This window comes from Nonomuraea mangrovi, assembly GCF_042681425.1.
GTDB classification, from domain to species: domain Bacteria; phylum Actinomycetota; class Actinomycetes; order Streptosporangiales; family Streptosporangiaceae; genus Nonomuraea; species Nonomuraea mangrovi.
On the sequence record NZ_JBHUFV010000043.1, the window covers coordinates 163,876 to 187,987 of the forward strand.

28 protein-coding genes and 1 pseudogene are annotated in these 24,112 nt (G+C 68.9%); 11 read left to right on the plus strand and 18 right to left on the minus strand.

Annotated features, from left to right (window positions below; all coding sequences use genetic code 11):
- Positions 1 to 307 precede the first annotated feature (307 nt).
- Positions 308 to 1,078: a hypothetical protein gene (locus ACFSKW_RS28855; protein WP_379575605.1), complete on the plus strand. Its 771-nt coding sequence runs from the start codon at positions 308 to 310 to the stop codon at positions 1,076 to 1,078.
- Positions 1,079 to 1,419: 341 nt separating this feature from the next.
- On the opposite strand, the gene ACFSKW_RS28860 is transcribed toward ACFSKW_RS28855, so the two are convergent.
- The 5 genes from ACFSKW_RS28860 to ACFSKW_RS28880 form a co-directional block, all read right to left on the minus strand.
- Positions 1,420 to 2,103 (minus strand): hypothetical protein, encoded by a 684-nt coding sequence (locus tag ACFSKW_RS28860; RefSeq protein WP_379575606.1) that lies wholly within the window; start codon positions 2,101 to 2,103, stop codon positions 1,420 to 1,422.
- 234 nt (positions 2,104 to 2,337) lie between these two features.
- Positions 2,338 to 2,829, minus strand: coding sequence for a hypothetical protein (locus ACFSKW_RS28865; RefSeq protein ID WP_379575607.1), 492 nt, complete (start codon positions 2,827 to 2,829; stop codon positions 2,338 to 2,340).
- Between the two features lie 39 nt (positions 2,830 to 2,868).
- Entirely contained in the window at positions 2,869 to 3,168 is a 300-nt protein-coding gene (locus ACFSKW_RS28870) for a hypothetical protein (RefSeq protein WP_379575608.1), read from the minus strand.
- A 170-nt stretch (positions 3,169 to 3,338) separates the two neighbouring features.
- A complete protein-coding gene (locus ACFSKW_RS28875) occupies positions 3,339 to 5,033 on the minus strand; it encodes a serine/threonine-protein kinase (protein WP_379575609.1) in 1,695 nt (564 codons plus the stop codon).
- A 657-nt stretch (positions 5,034 to 5,690) separates the two neighbouring features.
- Positions 5,691 to 6,365 (minus strand): GntR family transcriptional regulator, encoded by a 675-nt coding sequence (locus tag ACFSKW_RS28880; protein WP_379575610.1) that lies wholly within the window; start codon positions 6,363 to 6,365, stop codon positions 5,691 to 5,693.
- Between the two features lie 255 nt (positions 6,366 to 6,620).
- Here ACFSKW_RS28880 and ACFSKW_RS28885 point away from each other — a divergent pair, with 255 nt between their 5' ends.
- The 9 genes from ACFSKW_RS28885 (at position 6,621) to ACFSKW_RS28925 (ending at position 15,968) form a co-directional block, all read left to right on the plus strand.
- Entirely contained in the window at positions 6,621 to 8,270 is a 1,650-nt protein-coding gene (locus tag ACFSKW_RS28885; RefSeq protein ID WP_379575611.1) for an ABC transporter substrate-binding protein, read from the plus strand.
- A 9-nt stretch (positions 8,271 to 8,279) separates the two neighbouring features.
- Positions 8,280 to 9,242: an ABC transporter permease gene (locus ACFSKW_RS28890; RefSeq protein ID WP_379575612.1), complete on the plus strand. Its 963-nt coding sequence runs from the start codon at positions 8,280 to 8,282 to the stop codon at positions 9,240 to 9,242.
- Positions 9,239 to 10,099, plus strand: a complete 861-nt coding sequence (locus tag ACFSKW_RS28895; RefSeq protein ID WP_379575613.1) for an ABC transporter permease — start codon at positions 9,239 to 9,241, stop codon at positions 10,097 to 10,099. The genes ACFSKW_RS28890 and ACFSKW_RS28895 overlap by 4 nt, the downstream gene beginning before the upstream one ends.
- Positions 10,096 to 11,049, plus strand: a complete 954-nt coding sequence (locus tag ACFSKW_RS28900; protein WP_379575614.1) for an ABC transporter ATP-binding protein — start codon at positions 10,096 to 10,098, stop codon at positions 11,047 to 11,049. Before ACFSKW_RS28895 ends, ACFSKW_RS28900 begins: the two co-directional genes overlap by 4 nt.
- Positions 11,046 to 11,846, plus strand: a complete 801-nt coding sequence (locus ACFSKW_RS28905) for an ABC transporter ATP-binding protein (RefSeq protein WP_379575615.1) — start codon at positions 11,046 to 11,048, stop codon at positions 11,844 to 11,846. The genes ACFSKW_RS28900 and ACFSKW_RS28905 overlap by 4 nt, the downstream gene beginning before the upstream one ends.
- A 23-nt stretch (positions 11,847 to 11,869) precedes the next feature.
- Entirely contained in the window at positions 11,870 to 12,700 is an 831-nt protein-coding gene (locus tag ACFSKW_RS28910; RefSeq protein WP_379575616.1) for a carbon-nitrogen hydrolase family protein, read from the plus strand.
- Complete coding sequence (locus ACFSKW_RS28915; RefSeq protein WP_379575617.1) at positions 12,693 to 13,646, plus strand: acetamidase/formamidase family protein; 954 nt, start codon at positions 12,693 to 12,695, stop codon at positions 13,644 to 13,646. The genes ACFSKW_RS28910 and ACFSKW_RS28915 overlap by 8 nt, the downstream gene beginning before the upstream one ends.
- A 35-nt stretch (positions 13,647 to 13,681) precedes the next feature.
- Complete coding sequence (locus tag ACFSKW_RS28920; RefSeq protein ID WP_379575618.1) at positions 13,682 to 14,527, plus strand: hypothetical protein; 846 nt, start codon at positions 13,682 to 13,684, stop codon at positions 14,525 to 14,527.
- Between the two features lie 337 nt (positions 14,528 to 14,864).
- The gene (locus ACFSKW_RS28925) at positions 14,865 to 15,968 is read left to right on the plus strand and encodes an FAD-dependent oxidoreductase (protein WP_379575619.1); all 1,104 of its coding nucleotides are present in this window, start codon (positions 14,865 to 14,867) and stop codon (positions 15,966 to 15,968) included.
- A gap of 775 nt (positions 15,969 to 16,743) precedes the next feature.
- On the opposite strand, the gene ACFSKW_RS28930 is transcribed toward ACFSKW_RS28925, so the two are convergent.
- Positions 16,744 to 17,028: an FtsX-like permease family protein gene (locus tag ACFSKW_RS28930; RefSeq protein ID WP_379575620.1), complete on the minus strand. Its 285-nt coding sequence runs from the start codon at positions 17,026 to 17,028 to the stop codon at positions 16,744 to 16,746.
- Positions 17,029 to 17,195: 167 nt separating this feature from the next.
- Complete coding sequence (locus tag ACFSKW_RS28935) at positions 17,196 to 17,606, minus strand: integrase core domain-containing protein (RefSeq protein WP_379575621.1); 411 nt, start codon at positions 17,604 to 17,606, stop codon at positions 17,196 to 17,198.
- Between ACFSKW_RS28935 and ACFSKW_RS28940 the strand changes: the two genes are divergently transcribed.
- A complete protein-coding gene (locus ACFSKW_RS28940; RefSeq protein ID WP_379575622.1) occupies positions 17,500 to 17,829 on the plus strand; it encodes a serine hydrolase in 330 nt (109 codons plus the stop codon). The genes ACFSKW_RS28935 and ACFSKW_RS28940 overlap by 107 nt on opposite strands.
- Before the next feature lie 3 nt (positions 17,830 to 17,832).
- On the opposite strand, the pseudogene ACFSKW_RS28945 reads toward ACFSKW_RS28940, so the two are convergent.
- The 11 genes and pseudogenes from ACFSKW_RS28945 to ACFSKW_RS28995 form a co-directional block, all read right to left on the minus strand.
- Positions 17,833 to 18,099, minus strand: a pseudogene (locus ACFSKW_RS28945) (acyl-CoA-like ligand-binding transcription factor); the annotation flags it as partial.
- A 15-nt stretch (positions 18,100 to 18,114) separates the two neighbouring features.
- Positions 18,115 to 18,375: a TetR/AcrR family transcriptional regulator gene (locus tag ACFSKW_RS28950; RefSeq protein WP_379575623.1), complete on the minus strand. Its 261-nt coding sequence runs from the start codon at positions 18,373 to 18,375 to the stop codon at positions 18,115 to 18,117.
- Positions 18,376 to 18,414: 39 nt separating this feature from the next.
- The gene (locus tag ACFSKW_RS28955) at positions 18,415 to 19,038 is read right to left on the minus strand and encodes a hypothetical protein (RefSeq protein WP_379575624.1); all 624 of its coding nucleotides are present in this window, start codon (positions 19,036 to 19,038) and stop codon (positions 18,415 to 18,417) included.
- Positions 19,039 to 19,338: 300 nt separating this feature from the next.
- Complete coding sequence (locus tag ACFSKW_RS28960; RefSeq protein WP_379575625.1) at positions 19,339 to 20,091, minus strand: hypothetical protein; 753 nt, start codon at positions 20,089 to 20,091, stop codon at positions 19,339 to 19,341.
- Positions 20,088 to 20,633, minus strand: coding sequence for a SigE family RNA polymerase sigma factor (locus ACFSKW_RS28965; protein WP_379575626.1), 546 nt, complete (start codon positions 20,631 to 20,633; stop codon positions 20,088 to 20,090). Before ACFSKW_RS28965 ends, ACFSKW_RS28960 begins: the two co-directional genes overlap by 4 nt.
- 16 nt (positions 20,634 to 20,649) lie before the next feature.
- On the minus strand, positions 20,650 to 20,901 hold the full coding sequence (locus ACFSKW_RS28970; protein WP_379575627.1) for an FAD-dependent monooxygenase: 252 nt from the start codon (positions 20,899 to 20,901) through the stop codon (positions 20,650 to 20,652).
- The gene (locus ACFSKW_RS28975; RefSeq protein ID WP_379575628.1) at positions 20,898 to 21,563 is read right to left on the minus strand and encodes a carboxymuconolactone decarboxylase family protein; all 666 of its coding nucleotides are present in this window, start codon (positions 21,561 to 21,563) and stop codon (positions 20,898 to 20,900) included. The genes ACFSKW_RS28970 and ACFSKW_RS28975 overlap by 4 nt, the downstream gene beginning before the upstream one ends.
- Before the next feature lie 12 nt (positions 21,564 to 21,575).
- On the minus strand, positions 21,576 to 22,394 hold the full coding sequence (locus ACFSKW_RS28980; protein WP_379575629.1) for an SDR family oxidoreductase: 819 nt from the start codon (positions 22,392 to 22,394) through the stop codon (positions 21,576 to 21,578).
- A 32-nt stretch (positions 22,395 to 22,426) separates the two neighbouring features.
- The gene (locus tag ACFSKW_RS28985) at positions 22,427 to 22,891 is read right to left on the minus strand and encodes an SAM-dependent methyltransferase (RefSeq protein ID WP_379575630.1); all 465 of its coding nucleotides are present in this window, start codon (positions 22,889 to 22,891) and stop codon (positions 22,427 to 22,429) included.
- Positions 22,892 to 22,959: 68 nt separating this feature from the next.
- Positions 22,960 to 23,115: a hypothetical protein gene (locus tag ACFSKW_RS28990; RefSeq protein WP_379575631.1), complete on the minus strand. Its 156-nt coding sequence runs from the start codon at positions 23,113 to 23,115 to the stop codon at positions 22,960 to 22,962.
- Between the two features lie 135 nt (positions 23,116 to 23,250).
- Positions 23,251 to 23,856, minus strand: a complete 606-nt coding sequence (locus ACFSKW_RS28995) for an HXXEE domain-containing protein (RefSeq protein WP_379575632.1) — start codon at positions 23,854 to 23,856, stop codon at positions 23,251 to 23,253.
- Between the last annotated feature and the right edge of the window lie 256 nt (positions 23,857 to 24,112).

Here is a 24,112-nt window from a genome sequence, read left to right on the forward strand (position 1 = left end):
CCCTTCGCCCGCCATTGCGCCTGCCGAAAAGCTAATCCACGCAGTTCAGCCGGCATGGGAGTACTCGTGGAGAACCCTGCGCATGCCGAGAATTCCATCCACGCAGGTCAAGCCGCCACGCGATGATGAGGCTGGAGGCGCTCTATGCGGCATTCGCCCGTGAGATGATCAACATCATGACTGGTCTACCTGACATGCGCCAGCGTGGTGTGCCCGGCTCTCCGGAGATGCCCAATGCCATCGTCAGGACTTCCGCATCGGGCGGATTCCCGGGCTGCGGCCGCGTCGCAGTCCTGGTGGCGGCACGGTGAACGGTGCGGACATCGACGTGGTCGACGCCTTGGATGAACTCAGTCGGCAGACGGTAACTGCATGGCTGCAGAGCGCCCCCTCTCACGGTCTGAGGAAGACCCGCTTGCGAGTGGTAGCCGCATTCCTGCGCTGGTTGCACGCCGCCGAGCCGGCTCTCGGCCTGCTCGCCGTCACCGGGGCCGAAGTGGATCATTACTGCGCGGCGCTCGCCGGTGGGCTCGCGGGAGGCCAGGGCGTGTCCAGGCCATTGGCGAACGCGACGGTTACGAGGAAGCGCGCCATTCTCACCTCGCTGTATGCCTTCGCTTGGCGAAGCGGGGCTCTTCGAACCTCTCAACGCGCTGCAAAAGCCGCCGAGGACAGCAACAGCGGCACGAGCGGAGGATTCACTCGGGACGAACGCCGGCTGCTGCGTCGCGGTATCGCACGGCTGGCAGCCGACGGCCGATCGACCGAGGCGGCCGCGGTCGCGCTGCTGGAGGCGACAGGCGCCTGCGTCGACGTACTGGCCACCGTCGCGCCGCAGGACTTTCGCCTCGTCGCCGACGGCGACCGCGAGCACCTAGTCATCGTGATCCACACCAGTCATGACGACTTCGTCGCATACCCGGTGCCTTCGGCAGTCCACTCACTGGTGAGGGCGCTATGCCACGGCCGGCCAGCTGCGGAGCCGATACTTCGCCGCGACAACAGCAAAGCCATTGACCAGGAATGGGTCAGCACCGCGCTCATCCAGGCCGCCATTGCGGGCGGGTTGCCTGAGTAGCAGGCTATCTGCTTGGACCCGCGCATGTTGCGCCTACATACCTCCAACGGTTGATGTGCAGCAGCTTGCGCAATCGAATGGACGTGGTCGCGCGACCAGAGGGGGTCGCGGGCGGGCGCGTCCGAGCGGGCCGGCCGCCAGCCGCGCCCAGGCCGAACAGCCAGCGCGGGCGGCGGCACCGGCCAGCGAGGTGACGAAGAGGGAGTCCAGCGCGGCACTCACGGTTGTGTCGACGCGTGAAAACTGGGTTCTGGCCCACATTTCGTGATCGCAACGGCTCTCACGTCACTTCTGTCCGGTGACAACGAACCTCGAGCTTGCGACATCGAGGCTTCAGCGGCTCAAGGTGCGCTCCGATCGTGGGTCTCGCCATGATCGGTGTCCGGCGCCATGGTCTGGATACGCGCCTCCGCGACCTGCCGCATGATGCGGCGGGCCCCGCACCCCTCGGCGGTGGCGTACGCCTCTGCGGCCAGCGCCACCGCGTCGTCCCGTCGCCCCTGCGCGGCGGCGATGTAGATCAGCCCTACCTGGTTGGCGGCGACAGCAGCCAGCAGCCCGAGCTCCCGGCATAGCCGTACCGATGCCTCCAAATGCTCCCGGGCGGCGTCCAGCCGGCCCGCGGCATGGTCCGCGATCCCCAGGTGCCGGAGCACTTCCCACTGGGTGTATCGGTCGCCTGCCGCAGTGGCCAAGTCGTACGACTGCTCAAGGAGAGGAACGGCGCGGTCGGGGTCGCTCCGTACGACCTGGTGGAAACAGCCTTCCCAGAACACTGAATCCGCCTCGCCCGCGGCATCACCCAGCGTCCGGTACAGGTGTGTCGCACGCTCGAACAGCGCCAGCTCACGTGGGTCTTCGCGCCGGTCATCGAGGAACCGCGCGTGCAAGATCCGTCCCCGTGCCACAGCGAGATCGGCTTCGAGCTTGTCCAGCTCCCGCTCCGCCGCTGCCAGCTCACCGACATCGCCGACGAAGACAGCATGCTCATAGGACAGCTTGGCCTTCTCGATGCGTCCCTCCATGCCTGCCCCGCTCATCTCGGTGATGCCCCTCGTTGCGGTCCATGAGACCGTACGCCGGCGATCTCAACAAGCTCTCAGACCCATCCAACCTTCGATGGCACGAACGCAAGGTTCGGTGTCACAGGACAACGTCACCATGGCCATGAGCAGGATGCGCTTGCGGAGGAGCGCGGTCCCAGCTCGCCCGGACATCTGCCGCTTGATCATTTTGATCTTCATGTGGAACCAGCGATGTCAAGCGATGTGCTTGTGGATCACTCCGAGATAGAGGCCTTCGCGGTCCGTCACGTGCTCATCCTTGCGTGATGGGAAGAAAACCGCGCAGACGTCGGCGGGCTGGGTTCGGATGCTGAACTGGGTCCCGAATGTCAGGCTCTGCTCGACCTCGTGTGCGCAGCCGCTGACTTCCAGCGCGGAGACGAATGCCTCGCGGCGCACGGTAGCTGAGTGGGAGTGGGAGTCCGGCAGGACGATCGAGGGCAGGTGTGCGTTGGAGCCTGCCCGGAGCCGAATCCAGATGCCGCTGACGGATTGTTGGGTGACGACCAGGTCCAGACTGCCCCACGAGTAGGGATATCCGTCGAGGTCGTGCCCCTTCATCACGATGGCAGGGTGGGGCCGTCCAGGGCCGAGGATTTCCTCGGCCTGATCCAGGGGCATGCCGCAGTGGAGCGGACCGACCTGCCCGGTGAGGCCGAACTCGACGACAAGGTTCAGCAGGGTCATGGGATCGAACTGTGGCATTGGGTGACTTCGACCGCATCCTCATGTGATCGTGATGATCGGCAGAAGTGCTGTGCCGGGCGGGATGGCGAGTTGTCGAGGTGTGGGACCGGAAGGGGTCGGCACGTCGGCCAGGCGGTCGAGCAGCTGATCCAGCGCAGCCTGGCCATCGTCTACTGCAGCGCGTTCCTCGTCGGTGAGCGGGATGCTCATCGACATGCGTTGCAGGTTGCCTTTCTGCCAGGCCTCCCCACCGGCCGCGGCCTCGGAGGTGACGGCGTCGCGGTCGAGAAGGACTTCGATGGTTCGGACGTTGCGGGCGAAGTAGCCAGCATTTGTCATAGGCCTTGGTCAGCGTAGCGGGGGTGATCTTGGCGTAGGACTGGGCGGACTGCGGGGTCCCGCTCTGGAGCGTTCGCGCAGAGGCGCTCGGACGGCTGGCCATCGTGATGTGGGCACTGGCCGCCGCCGGGCTCGTGGTGGCTCAGGCTGTACGTGCGAGAAGGCAGCCGTCAGCGAGCGACCGGCTCGCGATGTGACCTGTTTCTCCCCTGTACGGCCCGCACCACCAGCAGAATCCCGATGACCAGCGCCCACGCGCCGAGCGTGAACCTGGTGGTGATGACAATCGTGTACCTCAGGACGGAGATCGAGCCGTCCATCAGCATGGCGGCGAGGTGCGTGAGGGTCTCCAGCGACAGCAGCAGGCCCCCGATCCCGCCGGTTATCGCTGCCACGGGGCCCAACCGCCACAGCAGGAGCGAGGCCGCCGCGATCACCAGACCGAGCAGCAGGGCGGGGATGATCGCGAGCAGCACACCTGGCATGTCGTCTTCGCCGGGCAGAACCAGCCCCCAGGCCAAGAACAGCAACGCCAGCGGGATGACGAGCCCCATGCTGATCGCCGAGGCCACGCTGTGCCGCCACACGGCCACACAGAAGGCGGGAACCACCAGAATCAGCAAGGCCATGCTGATCATGATCGACCTGGGCATGATCGCCTCGACGACAAAGACCTCGACGCCATTGAAGAACAGGGTGAGCGCGAGCAGGCCCATCAGGACCATGGTCACCACGGAGGCGGCCAGCTGCGGGGCGGCGGGCCGGACCCCACTCCCCCGCGCCTGGAATCCGGGACCTTGCGCACCGGGAAAGCCCATCACCGGCGCGCCGCCAGGACCCCCATGACCAGGCCAGGCCACCCCATACCCCGGCACCGCGGGGCCTTGTGGGCCCGATCCCGGCATACCGGGGCCCTGCATCGCCGGGCCGTGCGGGCCTGAGACCGGTATCGCCGGGCCTTGTGCGCCCGAGGCCGGGTCGGGCAGGAGCAGCGTGCCCGAGGGCTGGGGCGCCGGACCGCCTGGCGCGGGGAGGGTCGGCAACGCGCCCATCTCCCTCGCCACGCTCACCCCGGCCTCCTGCCCGGTCAGCAGGCCAAGCAGTTCCTCGATGCCGGGGCGTACCGCAGGATCCTTGGCGAGGCAGCGCGCGAGCAGCGGTCGCAGCGACTCAGGCACCCCCGACAGGTCCGACTCTGCGGTGAGGATCGCGTACATCAGGGCGGGCATCGTGTCGCCCTTGAATGCCTGCTGCCCGGTGGCCGCGTACACCATCGTGCTGGCCCAGCTGAACAGGTCCGCCGCGGGCCCGACCATCGCGCTCTCGAACTGCTCGGGGGCCATGAACGCGGGCGTGCCCATCACGCTGCTGGTGGCGGTCTGGTCGAGGGCGCGGGCGATCCCGAAGTCGATCACGACAGGCCCCTCGGCCCCCATGATCACGTTGCCCGGCTTGAAGTCCCGGTGCACGACCCCGGCCCGGTGGATGGCGGCCAGCGCGGTCAAGGTGGCCACGCCCAGCCGTTCCAGCCCGCTGCCGAAGCGCTTACCCTCGCCCTTCACCAACCGCTCCAGCGAGGGCCCTGCGATGAACTCGCTCACAATGTACGGGCGGCCATCGGCCACCCCGACATCCAGCACCCGGGCGGTGCAGAACGGCGCCACCCGCCGGGCGGCCTCCGCCTCCCGCATGAACCGCCGATACGCCTGCTCGTCGCTCACCTGCGCATGGAGCACCTTGACCGCCACCTTGGCGCCGTCGGCGTTCTCTCCGAAGTACACCGACCCTTGCCCGCCCCGGCCGAGCACGCCGCTCAGCTGGTAGGAGTCGATCTGGCTCGGATCAGCGGAGGCGAGAGGAAGCACGAAATGACCATAGTGCGCCCTTCACACCTCCGGCCACCGCCTCCAAGAGAGCGGCCCCATGGCGTGGATCATGTTTGAGACCACCACCGCGTGCTCGGCCCAGTAGTACCGATCGAGCGCGCCTGACGTGGCAAACATGCCTGAAGACCCCCGGATAGATCTTCAGGCGGGTTGGAGGCTTCGGATCCACAAGATTGTGCGCCCAGGGAGGCGTACTTCCGGGAGCTCGCCGACATCGTCGCTTCCGGTCGCCGGCTCAGCGACGAGGAATGGACCGCGCTGTACGCCAAGCACGACCAGTACACCGCACCGTGAACCACGCGCGGCTCTGGCAAGTGCCGCATGTCGTCGCCTGAACACCGGCGAGGGTCCCGACGGCGGTCACCGAGACCGTGTACCGCAAGCGACCGCGCCCGGTGCACCTCGAAGGAGCCGAAGCCATGGACCGGAAATTCGAGGACACGTAGTCACCCGGATACGAAAAGGCCGCCTCTGATCGCTCAGAAGCGGCCTTCGACCTGGGCGGAGATGAGGGGGTTCGCCCCTCTGACCCTTCGATGCGAACTGCGGGCGGCATCAACGTCGATGCCTCGTCGGCCTGCTCAAGCGAGTGATGACGAGTGATCGCGTAGGCCCTTGCACGCGGCTGTCCGCGCGTCACATCTCCTGGGATGCCGGCTTCAGCAGCTCCTCGCCGCGCTGCCAGGAACGCAGCCAATTGGCGCGGGCCGCGTCGGCCGCGGCCTTGGCGTCGCCGGAGCGCAGCGCGGCGAGCAGGACGCGGTGCTCCTCGTAGGCCTCCTCGTGGACGGGGACGTAGCCCCAGATGTGTCGCTCGATGCGGCGCAACTGCTCGTCGAGCGATTCGAGCATCTCGATCAGCACCGGGTTGCCGGCTCTGCGGTAGTAGACCCGGTGGAACTCCTCATCGAGCGCGCTGAGCCGGTCGGGAGCGGTGGTGCGGGCCATCGACTCGAGCAGGCCTTCCATGAGGTTCAGGTCGGATTCGGTCATCAGGGGCGTGGCCAGTTCGGCGGCCAGCGCGTCGAGCGGCGCGCCGGCCTGGAACAGGTGGGGCGCCCGGTCGAGGGGCAGACCGGCGACCCGAGTCATCCGGCTGGCGCTGGCCTCGACGAGCCCTTCCTGGCCGAGCCTGATCAGCGCCTCGCGCACGGGTGTGCGGCTCACGCCGAGGAAGTTCGCTATCTCGACGTCACGCAGGACCTCGTGGGGCTGCAGGACTGCATTGAGTATCCAGCTGCGCAGCTCCTCGTAGGCGAACTGCTGGGCGCTCGTGTAGCGCCTGGCTGACTTCACTAGCGGCAGGGGCACCCTTCAAATATATCGGCTAACGCCTCGTGTCGCGATCCCGGCAAGGGATGAACCGCGGGAAGCCCTTTGTGTAGGGCCGATAACAGGGGGGCTTGTCGGGAAACGGCAGACCGATATACTGGCTGTCCAACCCGCGACGAGCCCCGGTGATCCCCCAGGCCGACATGGCCTCCGCCGGGGTACGGCCCCGGCCCACGCCCTTGACCTCGCGTGCGGCCCGAGCCTCGTGTGGGCGCGGAGAAAGAAGGCAAGACGGTGAAACCTCAGACTCGGATCGCCGCGTTGTCCCTGGTCGGTCTCCTGGTAGCGGGGTGCTCCGGTGGTCAGAGCCCTGCCTCCTCTGCCGTGGGGAAGGGCGGCGGCGTGCTGCGGATCGGCACCACGTTCACCTGTAACTCGATCAACCCGTTCGCGTCCACCGGGACGACCTGCGCGATGATCTTCCGGTACAACTACCCGTTCCTCGTCCAGTACACCGGTTCCGGCGCCTTCGAAGGCGACCTGGCGACGAAGTGGACCACCTCACCCGACGGCCTCACCTGGACGTTCGACCTGCGTCCGGGCGCGAAGTGGTCGGACGGCAAGCCCCTCACCGCGGCCGACGTGGCCTTCACCATCAACACGATCGTGAAATACCGCAAGGGCGCGACCGCCTCGGAAGCCGGGTCGGTGAAGAACGTCAAGAGCGCCGCCGCCCCCAGCCCCACCCAGGTCGCCGTCACCTACGAGAAGCCGACGGCCAACGTGCTCGGTCGCCTGGTGAAGATCCCCGTGCTCCCCGCCCACGTGTGGCAGCAGCACGCCACCGGCGACGGGATGCGGCTCAAGCAGACCCCGAACGCCGCGCCGCTGGTCGCCGGTGGACCGTTCCGGCTGGCCAAGTACACCAAGGACCAGATCGCGCTCATGGAGCCCAACCCCCACTGGTACGGCGACGAGCCCAAGCTGTCCGGCTTCGGCCTGCAGTTCTTCAGCAGCCCCGACGCCATGGTGAACGCGCTCAAGACCAACAGGATCGACTACGCGGCGCCGCTGCCCATCACCGCGGCCAAGCCCGTCGAGCAGGCCGGGTTCACCGTGACCCGACAGCCCGGCTTCCGCATGCACGACCTCATCATCAACCAGTCCCCCCACCAGAAGGCCCACCCCGAGCTGCGCGACCCGAAGGTGCGTGAGGCGTTCGAGGCCGCGGTCGACAGGAAGCGCATCATCGAGGTCGCATACCTCGGCTTCGGCACGCCGGGCGGTTCCATCATCCCGCCGGTGAGCGGCGACTGGTACGACCCGTCGGTCACGCCCGACGCCTTCGACCTCACCCGTGCCGCCGCGCTGCTCGACGAGGCCGGCTATCGACCGGGTCCGGACGGCGTCCGCGTCGCCGACGGCAAGCCGATGTCGTACGAGGTGATCATCCCCGACGTCGAGGGTGGCGAGGGAGAACGCGCCCTGCAGATCGTCACCGAGGACTTCAAGAAGATCGGCGTCCAGCTCAAGCCGCGACCGGCCGACAATGCCACCGCCTTCGACCAGATGACGGGCACGGACAAGAAGTACGACCAGTACACCGTCGCGCAGTGGGGCTGGATCGCCCAGCGTGACCCCGACTTCCTGCTCAACGCCATGACATGTGACCAGTGGGGCAGCTGGAATGACACCGCCTACTGCGACAAGAAGTACGACGAGATGTACGAGCGGCAGGCGAGCACGGTCGACGCTGGAGCCCGCAAGGAGATCGTCTGGCAGATGCAGAAGATGATCAAGGACGCCCGGCCGTACGTCATCACGCACTACGACGACGTCGTCGAGGCCCACACCAAGAGCTGGAGCGGGTTCGCCACCTCCGCGCTCGGCATCCTCGACTCGCAGTCCCGCTTCGGCCTGCTGTCGGCCGGCTCCGGTTCCTGAGGATCACCTGTGTCGCGTACCAGCCATCTGATCAGGCGCCTGCTGGCGACCCTGGTGACCGTCTACGCGGTGGTGACGCTGAACTTCCTGCTCTTCCGCGTGCTGCCGGGAGACGCCGTGGCGAACCTGTCACGCGTCCCCGGCGGCTCGCCGGAGCTGACCGCCGCGCTCCGCCGGCAGTTCGGCCTCGACCTGCCGCTCTGGGACCAGTACTGGATCTATCTCGGCCGTCTGGCGCACGGCGACCTCGGTGTGTCCTTCGCCACGCAGGAACCGGTCGTCGACCGTCTGGCCGAGGCGTTCGCCAACACGCTGCCCCTGGTCACCATCGGGCTGCTGCTGGCCCTGCTGCTCGGCCTGGTCAGCGGCGCGCTGGCGGCCTGGTACCGGGGCGGGTGGGTGGACAGGCTCAGCACCAACACCGCGATCGCCTTCTACTCGGTCCCCACGCACTTCCTCGGGCTGCTGCTGATCCTGCTGCTCGGCGGCTACCTGCCCGCGCAGGGGATGCGCGACGAGTTCCTGATCGACCCGTCGGGCACCGAGGTCCTGGCCGATCTGGTCAAGCACATGACTCTGCCGGCCATGACCATCGCGCTCATCGTGTTCGGCCAGTACACGCTGGTGGTGCGCTCCTCGATGATGGAGACGCTCGGCGACGACCACGTGCTGACGGCACGGGCGCTCGGCGCCGGACCCGTCCGCACGCTGACCAGGCACGTGCTGCCCAACGCCATGCTGCCCATCACCACACTTGTCGCGCTCTCGCTCGGCGGCCTCATCGGCGGCTCGATCCTGGTGGAGAGCGTCTTCTCCTGGCCTGGCGTCGGCCGGGCCATGTACGAAGCGGTGGTCCAGCGCGACTACCCCATGCTGCAGGGAGTCTTCCTCGTGCTCACCGTCTCCGTGGTCACCCTCAACCTGCTGGCAGACCTGCTCTACGTCCGGCTCGACCCGCGGGTGGCCCGATGAGACGCCTGCGCGCCAACCCGCGGGCCACCGCGGGCGTGGCCGTCCTGCTGCTGCTCACCGCGGTCGCCCTGCTGGCCGGATGGCTCGCGCCGTACGACCCGGCGGAGCAGGTCGGCCCCGTCTTCGGCCCGCCCGAGCCGGCCCACCCGCTGGGTCTCGACGACGGCGGTCACGACGTCCTCAGCCTCCTGCTGTACGGCACCCGCCCGACACTGTTCGTCGGCGCGGCGGCGGCCCTGGTCGCCATCCTGGTCGGCGGCGTCGTCGGGGTGGTGGCCGGCTACTTCGGCGGCTGGGTCGACGGGCTGCTCATGAGGATCACCGACTACGCCATCGTGATCCCGGCCCTGCCACTCGGCATCGTCATCGCGGCGGTGTGGGGCAGCAGCATCGGCCATCTCGTCGTGGTGATCGCGCTGCTGTTGTGGACGTCCACGGCCCGTGTCGTCAGGGCGGAGACCGCCTCCCTCAGGAACCGGCCGGCCATCCGGCGCATCCTCGGGCTCGGCGCGAGCCACGCGCGCGTCATCGTCCGCTTCCTGGTGCCGCAGCTGGCGCCGCTGCTGAGCGCGATGGCCGCGCTCACCATCGCGCTGGCGATCTTCACCGAGACCGCGCTCACCTTCCTCGGCCTCGGCGATCCCGACACCATCACCTGGGGGACCATGATCCGCTTCGCGTTCCAGCGGACGGCGATGACGCAGGGCGCCTGGTGGGCCTTCGCGCCGCCCGGCATCGCCATCTCGCTCGTCGTCATGTGCTGCTACTGGGTGTCCCAGTCGATCGAGGACACCCTCAACCCCCGGCTCAAGGTCGCGCACGTGTCCCGCGCGTACTTCCAGGTGGTGAACAGATGAGCCTGCTCAGCATCCGCGACCTGGAGGTCGCCTTCTCCACCCGCGGCGCGCCTGTGCGCGCGGTGCGCGCGGTCAGCCTCGACCTCGCGCCAGGCGAGCGGATCGCCCTCGTCGGTGAATCGGGCTGTGGCAAGACCACGACCATGCTGGCCATGATGGGCCTGCTTCCCGCGAGCGCCACCGTCTCAGGGCAGGTGCTGCTCGACGGCACCGACATCCTGGCCGGCGGCGAGACCACGATGCGGCCGCACCGCTGGACCGACATCGCGATGGTCTTCCAGGGCGCGATGAACGCGCTCAACCCGGTCCGCAGGGTGGGTGCCCAGATCGTCGAGGCGGTCCGCATCCACGGCGGCTCCAGGCAGGAGGGCAGGCTACGCGCCCGCGAGGTGCTCGACCTGGTCGGCCTGCCGGAGGACGCCGTGTCCCGCTACCCGCACGAGCTGTCGGGCGGCCAGCGGCAGCGGGCGGTCATCGCGCTCGCGCTGTCGTGCCGGCCCAGGATCCTGCTGGCCGACGAGCCGACCACGGCGCTCGACGTGATCGTGCAGGACCAGATCGTCACCCTGCTGAGGCAGCTGAGCGACTCGCTCGGCCTGGCCATCGTGCTCGTCACCCACGACCTGGCGCTGGTCCCGCGACTGTGCGACAGGGCCGCCGTGATGTACGCGGGTTCGGTCGTGGAGAGCGCGCCGTGCGTCGACATCGTGCACAGCCCTCGCCACCCGTACACCAGGCGCCTGGTCGACGCGACACCCGACCTGGCCGGCGAGCGGCCGCTGACCTCCATCCCCGGCGCGCCGCCCAGGCTCGACGGGCCGCTGCCTGGCTGCGCCTTCCAGCCCCGCTGCGGCGAGGCGGTGGACCGGTGCGCGACCATCGCGCCACCGCTGCTCCAACTGGCCGGCGGCAGGTCCTGCGCATGCCACCTGGCGGAGGTGGTCGCGTGAGCCTCGTCGCCGAAGACGTCGTCGTCACCTACGGCCGTCGGCTGGGGTCCGGCATCCTTTCGCGCAGGCGGACCCCGGCCGCCCCAGCCCTCGACGGGGTCGGTCTCACCCTCGGCAAGGGGTCCATCGTCGCGCTGGTCGGCGAGTCGGGCTCGGGCAAGAGCACGCTGGCCCGCTGCCTGGTCCGCATGCAGGAGCCGGGTGCCGGCCGCGTCAGCGTGGACGGTACCGACCTCACCGCCCTGCGGGGCAGGCGGCTCAAGGACTTCCGCCGCCGCGTCCAGATGATCTATCAGGATCCCTACGAGTCGCTGATCCCGCGCCAGCAGGTCAGGGACATCGTCGCCGAGGGGCTGGCCATCCACGGCGTCCCGAGAGCCGAACGCGACGAGCGGGTCCGCGAGGCGCTGACGGCGGTCGGGCTCACCCCGGTCGAGTCCTTCCTCGACCGCAGGCCGTTCGAGCTGTCCGGCGGACAGCGCCAGCGGGTCGCCATCGCCGGCAGCCTCGTCCTCGAACCCGCCTACCTGATCGCCGACGAGCCCGTCTCGATGCTGGACGTCTCGGTCAGAGCGGGTGTGCTCAGCCTGTTCGGCGAACTGCGCCGCACCAGGGAGCTGGGCATCCTGCTCATCACCCACGACCTGGCCACGGCCGTCCACGTCGCCGACCGGATCGTGGTCATGCATCGAGGAAGGATCGTGGAGGAGGGTCCGGCCAGGCAGGTGACGGCGGAGCCCGCCCACGATTACACCCGTGCGCTGCTGGCGGCCACGCCTGACCTCGGCCGCACGTGAAGCCACGTCAAGAACGGAGATCCATGCGCATCGCCATGGCCCAGATGTCCTCGGGGCAGGACAGGGCCGACAACCTCCGCCGGATGGCGGCCACGCTCGACCGGGCGGCCGGTCAGGGCGCGGAGCTCGTCCTGTTCCCCGAGGCGTGCTCCTACCGGGGCCCGCTCTCGGCCGAGCATGTCGAGGACAGGACGGGGCCCACGCTGTCGCTGCTGTCCGAGCGGGCGGCCAGGCACGGGATCGCTGTCCTGGCCGGCGGGCTCTGGCTCGCCTCCGGCGATCCGGGCAGGCCGTACAACGCCTCCGTCTTCGTCGGCCCCGGCGGCGAGCCGGCCGCCGAGTACCGAAAGGTGCACCTGTTCCGGCTGCGGACCGCCGAGGTGGACGAGGACGAGGGTGCCTACACCACCCCGGGCGAGCGCCTGGTCACCGTCTCCTACCGCGGGTTCACCTTCGGCCTGTCGATCTGCTACGACCTGCGCTTCCCTGAGCTGTACCGGGCGCTGGCCCGCTCGGGCGCGGATGTGCTGTGCGTGCCGTCCAACTTCTCCGCCGTCACCGGCGCCGTCCACTGGGAGCCGCTGCTGCGCGCCAGGGCGATCGAGAACCTCTGCTACGTCCTGGCCCCCGCGCAGGAGGGTGTCAGCCCCGACGGGTTCGTCACCCACGGCCACAGCCTGGCCGTCGACCCGTGGGGCCGCGTGCTCGCGTGCGCGGAGGACGGCACCGGCCTGGTCATGGTCGAGCTCGACCGGGGCGCGCTCGACCAGGCCCGCGGCGCGCTCAACGCGCCGAACGAGACCGTCCCTGCCGTGTACGGCGGGCAGGTCGCGCTGGAGCCGGCCCATGGGTGACCTGGCGACGGCCGTGCGGGTGCCGGCGGGTCCACGCCGGTTCGCCTACGACAGCGGCGAGCCCGCAGTGGTCGAGGTCGGCAGCGGGACCAGCCTGGTCTTCGAGACACTCGACTGCTTCTCCAACCTGCTGAGCTCGCCCGAGCAGCGCTTCCGCACCGAGGCCGAGCTGATCGAGCTGGTCGGCGCGTTCAACCCGGTGTCCGGCCCCGTCGCAGTCAGCGGCGCCGTCCCTGGCGACGCGCTGGCGATCACCGTCGGGCAGATCAGCCTCGGCGCGCGGGCCGTGACGGTGCTCCACGCCGATCCCGAGCTCGACCTGCCGTTCGGGGACACCCGCGTGTGCGCCGTGGAAGGCGACACCGTGTGGTTCCCGACCTCGCTGGGCCGTCTGGCGCTGCCGGCCAGGCCCATGGTCGGCACGCTCGGAGTGGCCTCCGCGGGTCCTGCCTTCCCCTCGCTGCTGTCACACGCCCGCTGCGGCGGCAACATGGACTGCCAGGCGCTGCGGCCCGGCAGTGTGCTCGTCCTGCCGGTGGAGGTGCCTGGCGGGCTGGTGTCTCTCGGGGACGTGCATGCGCTCATGGGCGACGCCGAGATCACCGGCACCGCGCTGGAGGCCGGCGCCGAGGTCACCGTGAGGGTCGACCTGCTGCCGGGGACGGGCCGGGCGATGGCCGGGCCGTACCTCGACGAGCCGCACCGGATCGGCACCGTAGGCTGTGCCCACGGCGTGAGCGTCGACCAAAACCTCCGCTCGGCCATGACCGAGCTCCGGCGCAGGCTGGTCGAGGAGTGCGGCTACCGGCCCGGTGAGGCGTACGAGCTGCTCGGCGCGGTCGCCGAGGTCACCGTGAACCAGTGCGTGCACGGCGGCTGGTCGTCCGTGCACGCGGCGGTACCCCGCTACGTGCTGCCATCCCACCTGTCCCACCCCTCTCCCTGATACGAGGGATCATGCACCGATCGCGCAAACTCTCCGTGTACGACATAGGTCGCACGCCGCTGTACGCGTGCCAGTACGACCAACGCTTCTCCTACTGCCTGTACGTCCCCGACGACTACGCGCCAGAAGGGGACACTGTCTACTCGCTCGTCGTGCTCGTCCACGGCACCGAACGGGACGTCCAGTCATACCGGGACTCCTTCGAGGACTTCGGCAGGGCCAACGACTGCATCGTGCTCGCGCCACTGTTCCCCGTCGGCATCCCCGACCCCGGCGAGTTCGACGGCTACAAGTACCTCGAACACCGGGGGATCCGCTTCGACGAGGTCCTACTCGCCATGGTCGAGGAGATCTCCGCCTGCTACCGGGTCAACGGGAGCAGGTTCCTGCTGTTCGGCTATTCGGGCGGCGGCCAGTTCGCGCACCGGTTCGTGTACCTGCATCCGGAGCGGGTCCGCGCGGCCTCGATCGGCGCGCCGGGCGCGGTAACCCTGCTCGACGAGGACCTACCGTGGCCTGCGGGCGTTGCGGGAGCCGAGGCAACGCTGGGCAGAAAGGTGGATCCGGCCGCGCTCAGCGGTACGGCCATGCACCTGGTGATCGGCGCCGACGACACGGGGACCCAGTCGAACAGCGTGCCCGCGGGCCATCCCGCCTGGATCCCCGGCGTCAACGACGAGGGGGTCCCGCGCACCATACGGCTGCAGGCTCTGCGGCGCAGCCTCGAACGGCACGACATCCCGGTCCGCTACGACGTCGTGCCGGGCGTCGGCCACTACGGTCCCGGCGTGGTGAGCAAGGTGAAGGACTTCTTCACCCACGTGCTCACCGTCGACGCCGACCAGCCGCCGCCCGAGCGGGCCTTATCGGGTGCACGGTGACCTGCGCCGGCCTTCTAATCCGACGATCGCAGACATCCGATCTGCCTAAGGTGTCAAGCTGTACCAGTGCCAGCGTTCGGCATTTGATCACGAGTGTGGCTCCGTCACGCTTGAAATCCATTCGCGGTGGATCACAAGCGCCGCCATGCTCGGCTGAGGAGTAGCCGGCATCCAGGTAGTGCTCGGCGGGTAGCAGGCCGCGCCGGGCCAGGTGCTGATGGATGGTGGCGGTCATCGCCGTGTCGGGCACGGTGGCGTCGGTGGTGGCCACGTTCGTGATCAGGTTCGCGGCCTCGTGCCGGGGTCGGTGCCCCCGGGGTCGGCGAGGATGTCTTGGGTGTCGGGGCACGCCGATTTCCTCAGGGACTTCAGGGGTGACACCGTCCACCCCTCCACGCTGGAGCTCATCTCCGAGCTGGGGTGGATCGAGGAGTTCCTGCGCCTGCCACACACCAAGATGCCCGACGTCACCGTGAACCTGGGCGGCCAGGCCGTCACCTTCGCGGACTTCAGCCGGTTGAAGGTGCGCTGCCCCTACATCGCCTTCATGCCGCAGTGGGACGTGCTCGACTTCCTGGCCGGCAAGGCGCAAGCGTATCCCTCCTTCCGCCTGCTGCGCAGCACCGAGGCGACAGATCTGATCACGGCGGACGGGCGAGCGGTCGGTGTGCGGGCGACCACCGCCGAGGGGCCAGTCGAGGTGCGAGCCGACCTGGTGATCGCCGCGGACGGCCGCCACTCCACCATCCGCACGAAGGCCGGCCTGGAACCCGTGGCCGGCTCGCCTCCCATGGACGTGCTGTGGTTCCACCTCCCCCGTCGCGAAGGCGACGAGATGCCCTTCTTCCAGGGCGGCAGGGGCGCACTGATCTCCATCGACCGGGGCGAGTTCTGGCAGCTCGCCTACGCGATCCCAGCGGCCGCGTTCGCCACGATCAAGCAGGCGGGACTGCCCGCCTTCAGGGAACGGGTCGCCGGTCTGGCGCCCGCCCTGCGCGATCGCGTCGAGCAGATCGACAGCTGGGACCAGGTACATCAGCTGACGGTGAGGGTCGCCCGGCTGCCTCGGTGGCATCAGCCGGGAGTGCTGTGCATCGGTGACGCCGCGCATGCCATGTCACCGGCGGGCGGCGTGGGGATCAATTTGGCGATCCAGGACGCGGTGGCCACCGCCAACCTGCTTAGCCCCGCTCTCCTCCGTCCGGGGGTCCCCAGCGAGGACGACCTGGCCGGCGTCCAGTCGCGCAGGCAGCGCGCCGCGCAGATAACGCAAGCCTTCCAGCTCGGCATCCTGCGCGATCTGTACCCCAAGGACCTTCGCGACGACACGTCCGAACACGTGCCGCCGATCTTCACCGCTTTCAGGGCCCTACCGCCGCTGCGCCACGTCATGGGCCGTTTCATCGGCATGGGCGTACGGCCGGAGCACCTCGCCGGTTGACGCGAGGCGGGGCTCAAGGGCCTTTCGTTCACGCGCCCAGCCCCGTTCATGCAGAACGTAGGGGACACACGTGTCAGGCATGATCAGGCAGCGACCCTTGAGGTGACCGGCGCCCGGGCCGCGGCGTCCGCGGCGCGGGAGTGGAGTTCAGCGATCTCGGGGTGTGGTGGCGGTTTGCCGAGGAAAGGAGGGTGTTGAGCCTGGATCCTACGAGGGTCGATTGCATGCCGGCGCTCTCCAAGGCCTGGTGGTCGGCGGCAGCGGCCCGTTCGAGGTCGCCTTCGTCGAGTAGTGCGGCGGCCAGGCCGATTCGGTCCATTGTCCGTACCCGGTCGAACCCTGGTCTGCGCAGCCGTAGCGCGGCTCCGAAGCGATGGCTGGCGGGGTGCCGGCGGTGGCCGAGGTGGGTGAGGTCACGGGCACTGACAGCCCTGGCACCGGCGTGGTCGGCGGCGTCGAAGTAGGCGACCCGGGCTCATGCAATGGAACTGGATCGCACGCTAAGCCGCGGTTTGGGGAGGTCGGGATGGGGCGGCGCAGGAGGAAGCTCACGGGCGCCTTGCCCATGGTGCGCGGGCTGTGGCGGCTCGTGGACCGGCGGCTGGGGTGTCGTCGGTCCACGGGCCGGCCAGAAGCAGGTGGTGATGACGGGGATCTACTCGCTGTGCAGAACCTTGGCGATCGTCAGGCGTGCCGCCGACCTGGCTGGGAGCAGCGCGCCGAGGACGGCGATCGTGACGCCCGCCGACGCCAGCAGGACCAGTTGCGGCACGTGCTAGACGGCCTTCACGGAGTCGGGGAAGACGACTGAGCCCACGTTGTCCACGACGATGCGGTGTCCAGCCATCCCGAGCGGGATGCCCAGCAGCCCGGAGGCCGCGCCCAGCAACGCCATGGAGGTCGTCGTCATCGCCGTGACCTGCCACGGCGTCATGCCGATCGATTTGAGCATGCCCAGGTCGCGGCGTCGTTCCCTGGTGTTCAGCAGGACGGTGTTGAAGACGCCCAGTGCCGCCACAAGCGTGAGCAGTACGGCGAATACCGAGGAGAAGCCGACCACGGTGGCGGTGTCGATGGACTCGCCGTTGTCCGCGTCGATCTCCGCGCGCAGGCCGGGGTCGGCGGCCTTGACCGCCTGGGCGTAGGCCTTGGCGTCGGTGCCGGGCTTGAGCCGGACCTGATAGAGGTCGGCCTGGAGCCGCGGGGCGAGCGTACGTGGAGACGGTGTTATGCCACAGCGGTCCGCACCAGGGCCGATGAGGCTTTCCTCTTCTCGATCATGTGACGCTCGAATGTGATGGGCGCCAGGCCGTCGTTGGCACTGTGCCGCCGGGTGGTGTTGTAGAAGTCCGCGATCCAGGTCGCAATCTTTAGACGAGCCTCGGCCCTGGTGCGGAACCGGTGGCGGTGCACGTACTCGACCTTGATGGTGCTGTTGAGCGCCTCGGCCGCTGCGTTGTCGAGCACGCGGCGCGCACCGGCATCACCGAGCAGCCCGCCGCCCATTCCAGTGCTCCCGCGATCTGGGGAGATGCCGAGGTCAGCAAGGAGCTGCGCCGACTGGAGAGTGCCTACCAGGGCCGCATCGGCGCGCTCGCGATCGACACTGGAACGGGCAAAACCATCAGCGGAGCGCATCCGAGCCGGGCTCCCCAGAGACTGGACCATCGGCGACAAGACCGGAGGCGGCGCCGTTCCTTACGCTGCCGCCAGCGGCATCGCGATCGCCTGGCCGCCGTCCGGTGCACCCCTGATCATCGCGATCTACACCCACCGGAACGTGGTCGACGCCAAGCACGATGACCGCGTCATTGCCTCCACCGCGTCGGTGCTCGCACGCGGACTCGGCAAGATCTCCTGACGCTTACGGAACGGGAAGGCCCGCGGCGAGCTGGCCGAACACCTCGCGCAGCAGCGGCGCGAGCGGAATCGGCGGATCGGCGCTCAGGCAGTGCTCCACGGCCACGGCCATGCCCGCGCCGATCACGGCGGCGACCAGTTTCGGGTAGACGTCATGTGCCACGTTGGTGCCGGTGCGCTCGGCGATCGCCTTGGCCAACTCATCCTGTGCGGCCGCGTTCGCCTTGAGGACCTCGCCCTGCAGCGTCGGCTCGGCCAGCAGGAGCCGGAGCGCATCCCGCCAACGCTAGTCGTGGGGAGGCCCGCCATCGTTGCCCTCGCCCGGTGCGAGTTGGGCCTGCACCGCACTCACGATCGAGTCCCACAGATGCTCGGTGACCGGCCGGACTCGCAACTCGTCGGCGATCCGCAGCACGCGTTCCAGGTGGCTGGCGGTAATCGCCTCAGCCTTGCGCGAGAAGTAGTTGCGGAAGGTGCGGACGGACACGTTCGCCGCCGCAGCGATGTCCTCCACCGTCACGTTGCTCCACCCGCACTCGACACACAAACCCGTGGTTCATCCGCCTCGCATCCGGGCCAACCGCGTCTACAACGGCGACTCGCCCGTACCGATCGACCCGAGCAGCTCGATCGCCATGTCCGAGCCGATGCCCGCCACCACACAGCGCCCAGCCATGTCCACCGCCCACTCGGCAAACCGTCGCGGCTCCGGATCCATGGCCAGCCAGCGGAACACCGAATCCGCGATGTCGTCCCGGGTACGCCTGATCAGGTTCAGCATGACGGCCTCGATGTGCGACAGCGCCCGCTCCTGAAGGACGTACAGCCCGCCTCGTTCCCGCTTCTCCCTTACGAGCAGATCGACACCACTCCAGGTCACGGCCCCGGTACGGGGCATGCGCGCCCAGACCTCCCGCTCCAGTTCCTCCCACGCGTGGAGCAGCAGACCAGGGGAGGGAGGCTCGGGCACGGACGGCGCGAGCGCGGGGTCGTCGAGGAGCACGGTCAGTACGTGCTGTGCCTCGACGAGCCGCTCCGGCGTCCGGTCCGACCGCTCGATCTCGGACCAGGGCCCGTCCCAGGGAAGAGGCAGGGAGCGGAGGGATGCCGGCAGGACGTGGTCGCCCTCGCCCCGCCAGCGCTCCACCCCGGGATCCCATGTCTCCTCCTCGCCCAGCTCGCTCACCGCTCGCCCCGCTTCACTCGACATACAGATACCGCTTCGCGCTCATGACTGCCCCGGTTCGGCCAATTTGCTGGGCATGAGTCCTGGGCCATCCCATTCGAGTTCTCTCTGATGAGCAGGCCGCCCGGTATCGCCGCTTCTTCGAGGAACCCTCGGCCACGAACCTGGAGTAGTTCCTCCGGCTGGATCGCGCCGTGCCGAACGCGGCCGGCCGGCGTGGTCGCCATCCCGGCCCAGGTGTTCAACGACCATCCCGACCGGGACGCTCGCTTCGTCCGTTCGTGGAACGGGACGCCTCGGACATGGGGCGTCCCGTTCCATCGTCTACTCCCAGTCGACCTTCGGCCGGTTCTGCGCGTCGTACGTGGTGACCGACTCCAGCTTGTCGCCGCTGCCGCTCTGCAACACGAACCAGCGCTGGTTGAGTATCGGCACCTGGACGATCCTCGCCTCGACGTCCCCGCTCCTCCAGTTGTAGACGATCCGCTTCACGTCCTCGGAGACGTTTCCCCAGACGAGGTAGCGCGAACCCACCTTCTTCGTATAGCTGAAGGAGCCGGAATCCCTAGCCCCTACACCGTGGCTCAGCATCTCTCGCTTGCCGCCCGAGGCGTCGGACATGTAGACGAGGTGCCAGACGTCCCCGATCTTGTGGGGGTCGTACCTTCGCTCATCCCACAATCCCTTCTCGATCAGGCGCGCCTTCTGCACGCGCAACTCCGCGTCGGTGCGCGGCGCGCCCCAGACCTCCATGAAGACCCGCTTCTTGCCGACATCGGCCAGATGCATCACCAACGGCGAGTAGACGTGCCGCTCCTCGGGCGGACCCGTGACCTGCGTGGCCACCTGTTCCTGCCCCTGCAGCCGGGTGGGCGCCAGGTTCGCGGCGAGCAACCCCGCGCATCCCGCCAGCGCCAGCGCCGACACCGCTGTGGCCGCCCAACGGCGCGCCTTACGGCGCTTGCCTCCACGCACCACTTCCGCGTACGGCACCGCCCCCAACTCGACCTCGTCGGCCGCCTCCCTCAGCAGCAGGGCAATGCCCTGGCCGGTCATCTCGCGCTCGCCGCCCGTCATCTCCGCCCTCCGCTCATCATCGTGTCCATCAGGCCGGGTACCTCCCGGAGCTTGGCGATGCCCTTGGCCGCGTTGCTCTTGACCGTGCCGACCGAGCAGCCCATCGCCGCGGCCGCCTGCGTCTCCGTCAGGTCCTCCCAATAGCGCAGCACCACCGCCTCCCGCTGCCGCGTGGGCAGCTGAGCCAGGGCACGCAGTAACATCGACCGGTCCTCGGCCTGCGCCATCGTGTCCCCCCGCGCAGGTCCGTCGCCAAGCTCCCCGAGCGAGGCGTCATCTCGCGCGGACAGGAACTCCTTGAGGCCCCTGCGGTGGCGCCGGGCGTGCAGGTTGATCAATATGCGGCGCACGTAGGCATGAGGGTCGTCGGCGGAGCTCACCGTACGCCACGACGCGTACGCCCGTTCCAGCGACGACTGCACGAGATCCTCGGCAGCCTGCTGCTGGCCCGTCAGCAGGTACGCCATACGCATGAGCCGCGACCAGCAGCTCATCACAAACCCGCGGAACTCCTCGTCCCGGGCCTGCTTGCGGTTCCCCATGGAACACCTCCTCGCTTCATAGAGTCCACGAGCGCCCCGGACCGTTGCCTCGACCTTCGCGGCCCACCAGATGAACGCTGGACGGGACGCCCTCGCTGTACGGCGTCGCCGCCGTCGGCGAGGACGACGTCCAGCGGTGGCGGAAGAGCCGGAGATCGAGGAGGGGGGCGATTCTGGTCCGCAGGACGGTCACCTCGACCCCGGCACGGGCCAGCAGGAGGCCGACCATCATCCCGGCCGGACCACCTCCGGCTATCACCACACTCATGCGCCCTCCCTAGGCTGCGGGAGCAACGCCTGCGCGGCGGCCCAGACCCTCGGCATGCCGAACTCGGCCACACCACGGAGCAGATCGCGCAGGGTCTCGTCGGTGGCCCCGGCCGACCTGGCCAGCTCGGCGTGCAGGCGCAGGGATTCGCCGAGCGTCTGGTAGAAGACGTCCACGACCAGGCAGGCGAGCGCGCGTTCGCGGACGCTGAGATGCGGGCGGGCCCAGCGCTGGGCGAACTGGTCCTCGGTGAAGGCGGCCAGACCGGGGTCTATGTCCTCCAGGGCGCGTACGGCTCTCGCGAGCGGTCCGGTCAGCGGGGTGGGTTCGACGGGCTTGTCGTCCTGCGCCGCGGGCAGGCCGAGCTCGGTCAGGCGTTGGAAGGCGGTGACCACGATCGGGTAGCCCACGTAGGGCGCCAGGTGCCGGTAGAGCTCCCTGACGGCCTCCGGCTCGACGCCATTGGCCAGAGCCATCTGCACGTGCATCGCCAGGGGCAGGTCGAGGTGGGGGTGGCACAGGTCGGCGGTCAGGCAGGTGAAGGCCTTCTCTCGCGTGGTGAGGTGGGCCAGGCCCCAGAGGTTATGGCCGGCGCCGACAGCGCACTGGGCGAAGACGGGGTCGAGGGCGGTCAGGGCGTCGGCTCCGGCGAGCTGGGTCATGGGGTGCTCCGTTCAGGACAGTCCGAGCGCGCGCAGGCGCAGGCGGTCGAGGGTGTATTGAGGGACGATGCGGCCGAGCGTGCTCATCAGGCGTGACTTCTTGCCGACCGGGTAGCGGGAGCGGGGCTTGCGGGCGGTCAGGGCGTGCAGGACCGCCTGGGCGACCACGTCGGGGCTGGAGCCGGAACGCTCCTCCTTGAGCCCGGCGGTGGTCATGGTGCGGTAGGCGGTGCCGTACAGGCGCCTGCCCTCGGGGCCGAGGGAGGCCAGGCGGGGTTCGACCTCGTCTTCCAGCTTGTCGACCGCGTCGGTGTGGATGGAGCCGGGTTCGATGAGGACCGCGGCCACGCCGTACGGCTTGAGCTCCATGCGCAGCGCGTCGTTCAGCGAGCGGATGGCGTGCTTGGAGGAGCACAGCGGCCCGCCGAAGGGCAACGTGATCCAGCTGCCCACCGAGCCGACCGTGATCACCCGCCCGCGCGAGGCCCGCAGCTTCGGCAGCATCGCCTGGGTGACGGCCACCTGGCCGAACACGTTGACCTCGTACTGCCGGCGCAACGCGTCCAGCGGGACGAACTCCAAGGGCCCGGTGACGCCGATGCCGGCGTTGTTGACCAGGGCATCCAGGTGGCCCAGGCGCTCGGCGGCCGCGGCGATCTGGCCCGCGTCGGTCACGTCGAGAATGATCGGGGTGACCGTGGGGCCGAGCGCGGCGCCATCGGCCTCCTTGCGCACTCCGGCGTAGACGGTGACGCCCTCGCGGGCCAGCAGCAGCGCGGTGGCGCGCCCGATTCCGGTGGAGGCGCCGGTCACCAGGACGGTCTTCGACATGAAGGGCTCCCTAAGATCGTTGACATTCGGGCTCAGTAATAGGCGCGCATCAGCTCGGTCGCCCACTCCGGCTGCACCGTCTCGCCCTGCGGGCCGAACTCGGCCATGTAGGGCTTGATGTCCAAGACCGGGCTGCCGTCGACGGCGTCCAGGCCGCGGACATGGATGTCCAGGCCGTCCACGGCAAGCAGTCGGCAGCGGGAGACGCCCAGCAGGTTCGGGCGGTTCCTGCCCCGCTGAGCAAAGATGCCGACCTTGGGCCAGTCCGAGTTGCCCCGAGGGTGACGGGCGGAGGTGTTGATCGAGGACGGGTCCACAAGATGGAACTGGAACACCACCTCCAGGTGCGAGAAGGCATCCAGCCCGGCGAGCGCCTCCGGCCCGAAACGGGTCCCGTCGAGGCGGATCAGCGCCTTCTCGGTGTTCCAGTCGTCGTCGAACGCCTCAGCGCGTCCACCGACGACCGTTCCCACCGGCTGCACGACGATTCGTTCCATATCTCCTCCGTAGTCGAGTCATGGTCATCGAGTGCTTTCTTCCCGGAGGCCGACGGCCAGCAGCCGCATCAGCGTCCGCCGAGCCGGGCCGACGCCCGCATCAATGTGGCCATCCTGGGCACGTTCGCGACCTCTCCTTGCAGCGTGGGCTCGACCAGCCGCCGCTGCATCAGGAGCTGGAGCCGCTGCATCACGGCGACGGGCAGCTCGTGTCTTCTCTGCATGGCACGTAGCAGGTCCACCGGCACTGATCCACCGCGCACGAGGGCGCCGGACAGGATGTTGGCGGTCCAGCCGTGTCCTGGATGGCGTAGTCGGACTGAGGAGGTGATCGATTGGCTCGCGCCGACCCTTCGGCACTACCTGACCAGCGACTGAATCGGGCCGGCCGCTCGCTCCTCGGCCTTGAGCAGGCGGTTCTCCTTGATGAGGAAGTAGATCAGCAGGCCGCTCATGATGAAGTGGCCGCCGGCGGTGTACAGGCCGGGGAAGTAACCGCCCTTGAGGATCGGGAAGACGAAGTGGGCGATACCGTTGAGCAGACCGGCGCCCAGGGCGTACCACCACAGGAAGAAGTTGGCCACCCGGATCCGGTAGAGCGCGCCCGCGCCGGCGAAGAAGTAGAGCGCGCCGAAGCCGAAGACGAAGACAAGCAGGAATTCCTTCTCCGGCCAATCCCGTGGCGAGTCGAACAGCTCGACGATCTCGTGGGGGAAGCCGCCGGTGTACTCCTCGGCCATGTGGATGAGCTGGAAGCCCACTGCGCACAGGTAGACAGCGATCACCTTCCTGGACTTCACCGGGCGGGCGTAGCTGAAGGCCATCCAGCCGCTCCAGCCCAGCACGCTGGCCACCACGAGGATGACGGCACCCTGGATGGGTAGGGTCAGCAGCGCCCATGCACAAAAGGCGGCGGCAAGGATCGCCATCACGGTCGCCGAATAGGGTTCAGGTCGTTTGGTCATGGCCGGAACCCTAGGAGGATGGCGCTGTCGCTCGCCTCTGTCAGGCGACTGATCGGCGCCCGTGGCACATCAGTCACCTGACAGAGGCGATACACAAGAGCCGCTGCCTCGCGGTTCCTGATGGCCGTCTGCCTGCTCGCGGCGGGCGTGCTGTTCGCGGTCACGACCGGCTGGTTCCGCGGCAGCCCCGAGAGACTGGAGGCGGCGGGCACGTCCAGCACATCAGTCAGGTGACGGAGGCGATCCGCGAGGACCC